Source organism: Planotetraspora thailandica, from assembly GCF_016863335.1.
GTDB classification, from domain to species: Bacteria; Actinomycetota; Actinomycetes; order Streptosporangiales; family Streptosporangiaceae; genus Planotetraspora; species Planotetraspora thailandica.
This window is the reverse complement of the sequence record NZ_BOOR01000055.1, coordinates 94714-104668: the sequence shown is the minus strand read 5'-3', so window position 1 is coordinate 104668 and position 9955 is coordinate 94714. Positions and strand designations below refer to the sequence as shown.

The window sequence follows — 9955 nt, the reverse complement described above, 5'->3', positions numbered from 1 at the left end:
GGCCATCCTGTCGGCGGTCATCTTCAACGCGATCATCATCGTCGCACTGATCCCGCTCGCCCTCCGCGGCGTGCGCTACCGCCCCTCCAGCGCCTCCAAACTCCTGTCCCGCAACCTCTACATCTACGGCCTGGGCGGCATCATCGCGCCGTTCATCGGCATCAAGCTCATCGACATTCTCATCCAGCTCCTCCGGGGGATCTCATGACCGCCGCGCGCACCTCCCTGCCGGCCCGGGTGCCAGGATGGATGCTCCCGCTGGTGGCGGCGGTGCGCACCCTGCTCGCCCTCACCGTGATCGTCGGAGTGATCTATCCCCTGGCCGTCTGGGGGGTCGCGCTCCTTCCCGGCCTCCATGGCCGCGCCGAAGGCTCGATGATCACGGAAGGCGGCCGTACGGTCGGCAGCCGCCTCATCGGCCAGGCGTTCACCGACGGCCACGGCAGGCCGCTCGTGCGGTACTTCCAGAGCCGCCCGTCGGCCGCCGGAGCAGGGTACGACCCCACCGCCACCGGAGGCAGCAATCTGGGCCCGGAGGACGTCGTCGACACGCTTCCCTCCGACCCGGCCGCGAAGGCCCGGGATGTCGCCGCGAAACGGGCGCGGGACAGCCTGCTCACCCAGGTCTGCTCCCGCAGCAGGGCGGCCGGCCTGCTGGAGGGCGTGGACGGCTCGCGGCCGTATTGCACGCCGGGCGGCGTGGGCGCGGTGGTGTCGGTCATCGGGCCTCGCGACCAGACCGGGCATGTGGCCCGGCCGGTCCGAATCGTCAGCGTCAACGAGCAGTGCGGCGTGGTGGCGCGGCCGTTCCTCGCCGCCTACGCGGGCGTGCCGGTGGAGTGCGCCCGCTCCGGTGAGGACTACCGGACCGGCGAGATCGTGCCGATCCGCGGCTCCGCCCCGGCCAGGCCCGCCGTACCGGCCGACGCGGTGACCGCGAGCGGCAGCGGCCTCGACCCCCACATCTCCCCCGCGTACGCCCGGCTGCAGGCGCCCCGTGTCGCCAGGGCGCGGGGCCTGTCCGTGCAGGAGGTGCTGAAGGCGATCGCCGGCAACGAGGAAGGCCGCGTGCTCGGCTTCATCGGCGAGCCCCGGGTCAACGTGCTGCGGCTCAACCTCGAACTCGACAGGATGCGCCCGCCGCGCTGAGGGCGTGCGGTCACAACCAGCCTCGCCGTTTGAATGCCAGGTAGAGCGTGGCGGACGTCAGCACCATCAGCGACAACGCCAGCGGATAGCCGAAGATCCAGTGCAGCTCGGGCATGTGCTGGAAGTTCATTCCGTACACGGTGCCGATGAGTGTGGGGGCGAACAGGATCGCAGCCCACGAGGAGATCTTCTTGATCTCCTCGTTCTGCGTGTAGCTGGCCTCGGTCAGCCGCTTGGTCTCCTCGTTCAGGCCCTGGCCGACCAGCGCCGACTTGATGGTCAGGGTGGTCTGGTAGAACTCGATCACCCCTTGGAGATACTCCCGCTCGCCGTCGGCGACGCTGCGGACCCGGTCGAACTGGTCGGCCATGTCGACCACGAGCCGCTGCCCTCCCGGCGAGATGCCGGACAGGTGGGACATCCGGCCGTAGATCGCGCCGCTCTGCGCGCTCATCGTCCGTACGGCCAGCAGGCCGTGGCGGGCGCGGAACAAGTCGGTGAGGAACTCCTCCGGGTCGCCGACACGCCCGCCCGTCACCCGCTGCTCCAGCCGCCAGACGTCGCTGGTCACCGCCTCCACGTAGTCCTCCTGGCGGCGGATGAGAGCCGAGACCACCGCGTACGACAATTCGAACGGCGTGGCCGGCCGCAGGCGCCCGGCCTTGATCCGCGCGAGCACCGCCCGGGTCTCCCGCAGGGCCGTCTCCGGGTCGACCGCGGGATTGACCGGCCCGTGCACGGTCACCAGGTAGTTCCGGCCGACGAACTGATCGAGCTCGACCCAGTGCACGTGACCGCGCTCGCCCCGCTCCGGGGCGTGGAGGACGACGAACACGTGGTCCCGGTAGGCGTGCACCTTCGGAACGCGGTTGCGCTCGACGCAGTCGCCGATCGCCATCGGATGGAAGCCGAACACCTCCGACAACACGTGGGCGGCGTCCCTGTCACAGCTGGGGATGTCCACCCAGACCAGGCCGTCCCCATGGTGGAGCAGCGCCGCGAGTTCCCCGGCGGAACGCTCCTCGACCCCTCCATCGCCGATCAGGCGAACGTCCATGCGGTTCACACCCCCCAGGCGAGCCCACAGGCAATCCAATCCCACCACGGACCTGCCCGGACGGCGGCGCGGGGCTACCCCCGGGAGGCTCCGGCCGTACGGCCCGGCTCCCCGGCACCATCTCGGGTATCGGGCGCCGGGGCGGCCCGCCGGTCGCGCAGGCCGATGATCAGCCGTACGGCGAGGCCGGCCAGCAGCGCCCAGAAGGCTGCGCCGATTCCGGCTGCGGTGACGCCGGAGGCGGCGACGAGGAAGGTGACGATCGCGGCTTCGCGTCCGCGCGGCTCTGCCGCCGCCGAGGCGAGCGAGGAGCCGAGGATGCCGAACAGGGCGATGCCGGCCGCCGCGACGACGAGCCCGTCCGGCGCCGCGGTGACGACGGCGGACAGGGCGGCGGAGGCGAAGGCCAGCGGGACGTACGCGCATCCGGTGGTGAACGCGGCGATCCACCGGCGGGCGGGGTCGCGCCCGGCGTCGGGCGAGGCCGACAGTGCGGCGGAGATCGCGGCGAGGTTGATCGCGTGGCCGCCCGCGGGGGCCCCGGCGATGGTCCCGGCGGCGGTGACGGCGAGGGCGGGACGCCATGGCGTGCGGTAACCGAAGCCGGACAGCACGGCGGTGCCGGGCACGTTCTGGGAGGCCATCGTCACGAGGTAGAGCGGGACGGCGATGCCCACAAGGGCCTGCCAGGTGAAGGCGGGGGCCGTCCAGCTCAGATGCGGGGTGAACGCGCCCGCGTCCGGGCTGTCGGCGGCGAGGGCCGCGACCGCGACGGCGAGGGCGGTGCCCAGGGCGGCGGCGTTCGCCCAACGCGGGGCGAACGCGAGAACGGCGAGCCAGACCGCGAGCACCGGCAGCAGCACCGCCGGATGCCGCGCCGTCGCGGTGACCGGCGCCAGGCACAGGGGAAGCACCACCCCGGCGAGCATGGCCTGGGAGATCGGGGCGGGAATCGAGCCGGCCAGGTCGCCGAGGCGGGGGATGGCGGCGGTGGCGGCGATGAGCACGCCGGTGACGAGGAAGGCTCCGACGGCGGCAGGCCAGCCGCCCGCGACGGCGCCTCCGGCGGCGAGGACGGCGGCGCCCGGGGTCGACCAGGCGAGCATGACCGGCGTCTTGTACCGCCAGGCGAGCAGCATGGTGCCCAGTCCCAGGGTGAGGCAGAGCACCAGCAGCCCGGAGGCGGCCTGCCCGGCGGTCGCCCCGGCCCCGCGGAGCCCGGCGAGCACGACGGCGAACGAGCTGGTGTAGCCGACGAAGGCGGCCACGAGCCCGGCGGACAGCGGTTGCCACAGGGTTTGACGCATGGGGGGATCCTTCGCTCACCTGTGATCGTTCTGTATATGGAACGCTAGCATCGACGGATGGACGAAGTGAACGCCCGGGTGGGGGCACGGGTGCGCGCCCTGCGCGTCGAACGCGGCCTGTCGTTGTCCGCGCTGGCCGCCGAAGCGGGCGTCGGCAAGGGGTCGCTGTCGGAGATCGAGTCGGGCATGCGCAACGCGACGCTCGCCACCTTGTACGCCCTCGCCGGTCCGCTCGGCGTGCCTCTGGCCTCGCTGCTCGACGACAGGATCGGCGCCGAGGTCGGGGCGGACGGCGTCTCCGCCCGCCTGCTGGACGCCCGCCGCTACCCGGACGCGACCGTCGAGGTCTACGCGCTGCGGCTTGAGCCGGGCGCCGACCGCTCCTCCCCCGCCCACGGGCCGGGGGTGCGCGAGCACCTCCTCGTCACCCGTGGCACGATCGTCGCCGGTCCCGCCGGACGGGAGTCGGAGATCCCCGCCGGGCGGTCGAGCGAGTGGCTCAGCGACGTTCCGCACCGGTACGCCTGCCAGTGGGACGAGCCCGCTGACGCCGTCCTCGTCATCACCTCGCCGTCCGCGGCCGAGGCGAGAACGTGACCCACGCCCGCCGCGGACGGCGACCAGGGCCGCCTCCGGTGATGAAGGCGACCCCAGCAGGCCGACCCGACCGCTGCCCGCGTGGAGGTCACGCGGATGCGCGGATGCCCTCGACGACCTTGGCCAGTTCGGTCCGGGAACCCGCCCCGACGGCGACGCCGAGTCCGGAGGCGTCTCGCCAGGCGAACCTCTGCTCCCGCTTCGACCGCCACACCATGCCCTCGACTCCGCCGATGACGTCCGGCTCCGCGTCGACGCCCGCCGTGCGGCCCGCCCAGTCCCGCTCTTCGACGGCGCCTCCGTGATACACCTCCACGGACACCTGACGCGCCGGATCTGCGGGTGAACGCCAGCGCCGGGCCGTCATGACCCAGTCGGGGCCCGTCGCCGATCGTGTCTTGTCCGGCCGGAGGCCCTCAGGTACGTAGGGCACCCGCACCTCGGCGACCGCGTCTCCCTTCAACGGCGGGATGGGCGTGATGCCACGGGCGATCTCCGGCATGGTGCCCACGAGATCCGGCGACGCCCATATCCGTACGCCCAGACCCGGCCGGATCACCCACAGGAGCATCCGGCCCTTGCCGCCATGTCTGCTCGCCGACAGGGCCGTCCCCTCAAGCGCATGCGTGCCGCGCATGGCGATCTCGCGCACCTCGCTCTCGCGCACCTTGACGAGCCGCTCGTCGTTCGGCCACACCGTGGCCTCGCGCAAGCTGTCGAGGTCGTGTGCACCGTCGCCCCAGACGACCTCCACCGACAGGCTCCCGCCGCCGCGGTTGAACCACCGGCCTATGCCATCGGTGATCATGTACGCATCGCCCTGCTCGGTCGTGAAGCCGTCCGGCAGGCGACCCAGCCGTACGCCTGCAAACGAGAGGGGATCGTCGGCGCGGCTCGGCTGCGCGGCGGTGGGCTGCGTGTTCGGCGCGGCCCGGCTCACCCGCAGTCCCTTGGCGATGCGGTCGAGGTCGCCCTTCAGCGACACCGAGGTGATGACCCTCAGCACGACGCCCGGCTGGGCGACCCATATCCGGTCGGTATGGTCGGTGGTGCTGGCGAAGCCCTGGTTGGCCGTCGACTCGTCCACGTCGCGCAGGATGTTCAGGCCCCAGATGTCCATCACATCGGTGATCGTGTTTTTGGGCCGGTAGACGGACACCTGGACGAACCGGTCTCCCGCCGACCACCTCAGACCCTGGCCCCAGAGGCGGATCGTGTCCTGGTTGTCGCGTTCCTTCAGCGTCAGCCGTTCCGGCTTGCCCAGGTCGGGGGGCAGGTAGTGCACCTCGACTCCGTCGACCTCGGCGAGGGCCCGGTCGGAGACGGTCTGGTCGGGTCGCGACAGCTTCACGAAGGCCGGTACGGCTCCCGCCGCGACGACGACGGCGGCAGCGGCGGCCACCAGCTTCATGCGGCGGGCCCTGCGACGGCGCGAGCGCCGTACGACCCGGTCGGCCAGGTCGGGCGCGGCCCGCAACGTGGCGGTCTCCTGTGCCATGGCCGTGCGCAGTTCGTTCTCAAGCCTCGACATTGATGACCACCTCCCGGTCCAGCAGCACGCGAAGCCGCGCCAGGGCCTTGGACGCCTGGCTCTTGACCGTCCCGACCGAGCACCCGAGGATCCGGGCCGTCTGCGCCTCGGTCATGTCCTCCCAGTACCGGAGCACCATCACCGCCCGCTGGCGGGGCGGCAGCATGCGAAGCGCGTCGAGCAGCACCTGGCGCAGTTCGACGTCTCCGCGGGGAACGGGCATGTCGGGCGGGGCGTGCACGGGGATCAGCCGCAGGATCGCCCGGCGGCGGGCCCGGCTGATGGCCAGGTTGACGATGATCTTCCGCACGTAGGGCTCGGGGTCGGCGTCGCGGCGCAGCCGGTGCCAGTTGCGGTAGGCCCGTTCGAGCGCGCTCTGCAGCACGTCTTCCGCGTCGGCCGCCGACTCGCAGGTCAGATATGCCGTCCGCAGCAGGGCTGTGGCCCTGGCCGCGACGAAGTCGGCGAACCCCTCGGCGGGCGGGGTCATAGTGCTCCTCGGGGACTCATGCCCTCACATACGCGTGATCGCGGGGAAAGGTTGCCCGCCGGCTCCCTCTTCTGCTGATGTGCGCGCGAGGCGACCGCACCGGTCGTGCCGGTCAGGCGGGCAGCTGTTCGAAGAGTTCGAGCGGGGCGTCGTAGTACCTCGTCGTACGGCCCAGGTGCGTCATGCCGAGCCGCCGGCAGACGGCCTGGGAGGCATGGTTGCCGGGATCCGTGACGGCGACGACCTTCGCCAGGCCCCGGCTGAACGCGTCGCTGAGGACGGCCTGTGCCGCTTCGGTGGCGTAGCCCTGTCCCCGGACGTCCGGATGCAGGGCCCAGCCGATCTCGACGTCGTTCGGCTCGTCAGTGGATTCGCCGGCCGACAGGGGAATCGGCTTGAGCAGGAGATTTCCGACCAGCCGTCCGTCCGCGGCCGTGGTGACGGCCCAGATCCCGTGGATCGGGTGGTCGACGGCGCGCCGGCGTGCGATCGAGGCGAGTGCGTCCTCGCGGGTGCGCATGGTCGTGGGATGCACCCCCAAGAAGCGCACGACCTCCCAGCGCGACTCGAGATCCAGGAGGAAGTCGGCGTCGTCGTCGTGCCAGGGGCGCAGCAGGAGGCGCTCGCTCGTGATGGTGCGCATGCAGCCGAATCCAACCAGTACGGACCGACCTGCCTCAATCCGATATCGCTCGCACATCTATGCCGCCGATAGCCGTTCGGGTTCGTGGCAGCGGTTTGCCGAAGGCGGCAGATCTGGCCGGTACAAAGGCGTCAAAGGGCCTGGGGTTCGATCCCTGGCTCCACAGATACGTTCTCGACCGGATAGAGACGGAAGGCCGGATGGTCGGTTGGATCAGGCATTTTTTCAAAGAAGCGTTGCACCTGCCATCGATCCCTGTAGGCGGCGATGACGTGCGACAGTTGCTCCCCGGACAGCTCCACTGCCAGGTACGCGCGCCGCCGGCCACGCCTTTGCAGGTGGCAGCGGCCAGTGGCACGGAGGTTACACACCCAATGTGTCTGACCTCGCATGGAGACCAGGTAACGGTCGCCGTCGAGTTCGAGGACGTTCACCGGGACGAGCTGAAGGGTGCCGGTCCGGCGTCGCACGACCTCAAGCGTGGTGACCGTTCCCAGCCGTCGCATCACCGGGTTGACCACCCGTACGGTGAGCCGGCCGGGACGCCAGTACCTCTCCGTCATTTCCAGCTCACCAGAGCGACCTTCGGGGTGGACACCGTGTCTTGTGTCATGAACAAACGTCATCACGTATGGGCGGCAAGCACCATGACCAGCTCGATCATGAACGATACCCTAGGGGTATGGATGGGTTGGAGGCTCGCGAGCTCGCCTATTTCGTGGCGGTCGCCGAGGAGCTGAACTTCAGCCGAGCAGCACAACGCCTCGGCATTGCGCAGCCGCCCTTGTCCAGAACCATCAAGCAGCTCGAACGTCGCCTGGGCGTTTTGTTACTGGAGCGAACCAGCAGAAAGGTCACTCTCACAGCCGCGGGGCAGGTGCTACTCCACGAAGGCAGGAGGGCCCTGGAGGGCTTGGCGGCGGCTGCTCGTCGTGCCCAGCGAGCGGGCCAAGAAGATCACAGGCTGGTCCTGGTGACGAAGGCCGTCGGTGACGGCGGCATGTTGCCGGAAATCCTGGCCGCCTATGAGAGCGAACCAGAGGCGATCGCAGTGGACGTGCTGTTCTGCGGCTTCGGCGAGCAGGCAGCCTTGCTTCGTGGCGGTTTCGCCGATGTCGGGCTACTGCACGGGCGGCCTGACCTGACCGGGCTCGACTCTGAGGACTTGCTGGTCGAGGGCCAGGTCGTGATACTGCCGGCGCGGCACCGGTTGGCGGGAAGGGCAGCGGTGACCTTGGCGGATCTGGACGGCGAGGTCATGCCGCGCTGGGCGGGCCTGCTTCAGGACGATGCCGAAGGTCCCGAAGTGCGTGACGCCGGACAGTTGATGCAACTCATCGCCATGGGGAGGACCGTCGCCATCCTGCCGGAGTCCGCTCGTGGCTACCTGGGCGGCGACGTCGTGTGTGTGCCCGTTCTCGATGCCCCGCCGACCACGATGATGATCGCCTGGCCGGAGCAGAGCCGATCGCCGGCCCTCGCTGCTTTCGTCCGGGTGGCGGCCGGCGTCGCCGCTCGCCGCGGGAAAGGCGATTGAGGCAGGCTCAGGTAGCAGGAGAAACGCGCGGAGGTCTCAGCGATCCCGGCTACGCCTCCGGCGGCCGAGGGCGGGCCACGGTCAGCGGTCCTTCACCTCGATGCCGAGGACCTGCGCCAGCATCGGCGCGATGATCGTCAGCTGGGCGTCGCTGATGGTGGCGCCCCTCAAGGAGTCGTAGCCGTCCTTGATGCCCAGCTGCGTCGCCCCGCGCAGGTCGACCTTGCTCAGGCGCGCCTTGTCGAACCGCACGCCCTCCAGCGCGGAGCCCTCGAAGGTGACCTGGTTCAGCGTCGCACCGGCGAAGTCGACCTCGCCCAGCCTGCAGTTGACGAAGGACACCTCCTGCAACGCCGCCCCGCGGAAGTTGACCGAGTCGAACTTGCAGTCGTGGAAGACGACGCGGTTGAGCTCGGAGCTGAAGAGCTGGATGCCGGCGAGCACGCTGCCGATCACCTCGGTGTCCAGCCACCTCGTCTCGCCGAGGTCGGCGCCGACCCATCGCACGGTGTGCATCCACACGTCAGAGAAGCGCGCCCGGGTGTAGCGCCCGCCGGAGAACGCCGCCTCCGAGAACACGCACTCCAGAAAACGCGCGTCACCGGCCTGGGCATCGTCGAACCCGGCGTCGTCGAACGCCACGGCGTCGTAGTCGCCCGACGGACGCAGACGGCCTTCGTGCGGTTCCAGATGGGGCGCGTACGGCAGGTCGGCACGCTCACGGGGGCGGGGCAACGGCATGCCCCCCATCCTCACATCCCCCGGTGACAATTCCCGCACCGTCCCCCGCCAGGATCGCGTTCCACCGCCCGCGACCCCGTCTGCCACGATCTCTCCCATGGACGACAACGGCATGGAGGCCTACTTCGACGGGCGGGCCGCAGGGTATGGGGACCTGGACTGGCACGTCACCTATGCCGAGCGGCTGGTCGAGTTCGCCGGGCTCACCCCCGGCATGCGGGTGCTGGACGCGGCCACGGGCACCGGGCTCGCCGCGCTGGCGGCCGGACGGGTGGTCGGCCCTTCGGGTCATGTGGTCGGCGCCGACGTCTCGGCGGGCATGCTGCGCGAGGCCGCGCGCCTGCTCGACGCGTCGGGGCTGTCGAACGTCACGTTCGTGAAGTCGGACGTGACGGCTCTGGACGAGTTCGAGGCCGATTCTTTCGACGCGGTGTTGTGCTGCGCGGGGATGCTCTACCTGCCGGCCGATCGGGCCCTGGCCGCGTGGCACAGAATTCTGCGGCCGGGCGGAGTGGTCGGCTTCTCCGCGATGCGCGAGGGCCATCCCTTCGCGGCCCGGCTGTTTCGTGAATGCGCCGCGGACGTCGGGCTCACGCTCGCCGACCCGATGGCCGAGGTGGGCAGCGAGGAGCGCGCACGCGACACCCTGACGAGGACGGGTTTCACGTTCGAGCGGGCGGTGCAGGGGGTGCTCGCCCTCCAGCCGCGGAGCGGGCGCGAGCTTTGGCGCAGCCACGCGGCGAGCCCGCACTATCCGCAGGTCGCCTCGCTCGGCCCCGCAGAAAGGGATGCCTTCGAGTCGTCGTTCGTCGCCCGGTTCGACGACGCGCTCGGCCGGCCGGACCTGTTCGACCTGCCCGTCATCTACGTCTACGCGCGCAAGCCGTGAGGTCCGTCGGGCGG

Annotated in this window: 11 protein-coding genes and 1 pseudogene; 5 read left to right on the top strand and 7 right to left on the bottom strand. The window is 70.7% G+C overall.

Annotation, left to right across the window (positions count from 1 at the left end; all coding sequences use genetic code 11):
* Window positions 1-208 (top strand): annotated as a pseudogene (locus Pth03_RS30610) (potassium-transporting ATPase subunit B); the annotation flags it as partial.
* The gene (locus Pth03_RS30605) at window positions 205-1149 is read left to right on the top strand and encodes a potassium-transporting ATPase subunit C (RefSeq protein ID WP_239119483.1); all 945 of its coding nucleotides are present in this window, start codon (window positions 205-207) and stop codon (window positions 1147-1149) included. The pseudogene Pth03_RS30610 and the gene Pth03_RS30605, both read left to right, overlap by 4 nt.
* 10 nt (window positions 1150-1159) lie before the next feature.
* Here Pth03_RS30605 and Pth03_RS30600 read toward each other — a convergent pair whose 3' ends face one another.
* Entirely contained in the window at window positions 1160-2206 is a 1047-nt protein-coding gene (locus Pth03_RS30600) for a magnesium transporter CorA family protein (protein ID WP_203947892.1), read from the bottom strand.
* 74 nt (window positions 2207-2280) lie between these two features.
* Window positions 2281-3513, bottom strand: a complete 1233-nt coding sequence (locus Pth03_RS30595) for a benzoate/H(+) symporter BenE family transporter (protein ID WP_203947891.1) — start codon at window positions 3511-3513, stop codon at window positions 2281-2283.
* Between the two features lie 57 nt (window positions 3514-3570).
* On the opposite strand from Pth03_RS30595, the gene Pth03_RS30590 reads away from it, so the two are divergent.
* Window positions 3571-4110, top strand: coding sequence for a helix-turn-helix domain-containing protein (locus Pth03_RS30590; RefSeq protein WP_203947890.1), 540 nt, complete (start codon window positions 3571-3573; stop codon window positions 4108-4110).
* 88 nt (window positions 4111-4198) lie between these two features.
* On the opposite strand, the gene Pth03_RS30585 is transcribed toward Pth03_RS30590, so the two are convergent.
* From Pth03_RS30585 to Pth03_RS30570, 4 genes are all read right to left on the bottom strand, one after another.
* Window positions 4199-5641 (bottom strand): hypothetical protein, encoded by a 1443-nt coding sequence (locus Pth03_RS30585; RefSeq protein ID WP_203947889.1) that lies wholly within the window; start codon window positions 5639-5641, stop codon window positions 4199-4201.
* On the bottom strand, window positions 5628-6131 hold the full coding sequence (locus Pth03_RS30580) for a SigE family RNA polymerase sigma factor (RefSeq protein WP_203947888.1): 504 nt from the start codon (window positions 6129-6131) through the stop codon (window positions 5628-5630). The genes Pth03_RS30585 and Pth03_RS30580 overlap by 14 nt, the downstream gene beginning before the upstream one ends.
* Window positions 6132-6243: 112 nt before the next feature.
* Complete coding sequence (locus Pth03_RS30575; protein ID WP_203947887.1) at window positions 6244-6774, bottom strand: GNAT family N-acetyltransferase; 531 nt, start codon at window positions 6772-6774, stop codon at window positions 6244-6246.
* A 131-nt stretch (window positions 6775-6905) separates the two neighbouring features.
* A complete protein-coding gene (locus Pth03_RS30570) occupies window positions 6906-7400 on the bottom strand; it encodes a nitroreductase/quinone reductase family protein (protein ID WP_239119484.1) in 495 nt (164 codons plus the stop codon).
* Window positions 7401-7456: 56 nt separating this feature from the next.
* Between Pth03_RS30570 and Pth03_RS30565 the strand changes: the two genes are divergently transcribed.
* A complete protein-coding gene (locus Pth03_RS30565; protein ID WP_203947885.1) occupies window positions 7457-8311 on the top strand; it encodes a LysR family transcriptional regulator in 855 nt (284 codons plus the stop codon).
* 81 nt (window positions 8312-8392) lie between these two features.
* On the opposite strand, the gene Pth03_RS30560 is transcribed toward Pth03_RS30565, so the two are convergent.
* Entirely contained in the window at window positions 8393-9052 is a 660-nt protein-coding gene (locus Pth03_RS30560; protein ID WP_203947884.1) for a pentapeptide repeat-containing protein, read from the bottom strand.
* A gap of 97 nt (window positions 9053-9149) precedes the next feature.
* Between Pth03_RS30560 and Pth03_RS30555 the strand changes: the two genes are divergently transcribed.
* On the top strand, window positions 9150-9941 hold the full coding sequence (locus Pth03_RS30555; RefSeq protein ID WP_203947883.1) for a class I SAM-dependent methyltransferase: 792 nt from the start codon (window positions 9150-9152) through the stop codon (window positions 9939-9941).
* The last annotated feature ends 14 nt before the right edge of the window (window positions 9942-9955 follow it).

Bases quoted from the DNA above. Each gene is read 5' to 3' on its own strand.
- Pth03_RS30585 (WP_203947889.1), bottom strand. From the start codon at position 5,641: ATGTCGAGGCTTGAGAACGAACTGCGCACGGCCATGGCACAGGAGACC.
- Pth03_RS30570 (WP_239119484.1), bottom strand. From the start codon at position 7,400: ATGACGTTTGTTCATGACACAAGACACGGTGTCCACCCCGAAGGTCGC.
- Pth03_RS30600 (WP_203947892.1), bottom strand. From the start codon at position 2,206: ATGGACGTTCGCCTGATCGGCGATGGAGGGGTCGAGGAGCGTTCCGCC.
- Pth03_RS30565 (WP_203947885.1), top strand. From the start codon at position 7,457: ATGGATGGGTTGGAGGCTCGCGAGCTCGCCTATTTCGTGGCGGTCGCC.
- Pth03_RS30595 (WP_203947891.1), bottom strand. From the start codon at position 3,513: ATGCGTCAAACCCTGTGGCAACCGCTGTCCGCCGGGCTCGTGGCCGCC.
- Pth03_RS30575 (WP_203947887.1), bottom strand. From the start codon at position 6,774: ATGCGCACCATCACGAGCGAGCGCCTCCTGCTGCGCCCCTGGCACGAC.
- Pth03_RS30605 (WP_239119483.1), top strand. From the start codon at position 205: ATGACCGCCGCGCGCACCTCCCTGCCGGCCCGGGTGCCAGGATGGATG.
- Pth03_RS30580 (WP_203947888.1), bottom strand. From the start codon at position 6,131: ATGACCCCGCCCGCCGAGGGGTTCGCCGACTTCGTCGCGGCCAGGGCC.
- Pth03_RS30560 (WP_203947884.1), bottom strand. From the start codon at position 9,052: ATGCCGTTGCCCCGCCCCCGTGAGCGTGCCGACCTGCCGTACGCGCCC.
- Pth03_RS30555 (WP_203947883.1), top strand. From the start codon at position 9,150: ATGGACGACAACGGCATGGAGGCCTACTTCGACGGGCGGGCCGCAGGG.
- Pth03_RS30590 (WP_203947890.1), top strand. From the start codon at position 3,571: ATGGACGAAGTGAACGCCCGGGTGGGGGCACGGGTGCGCGCCCTGCGC.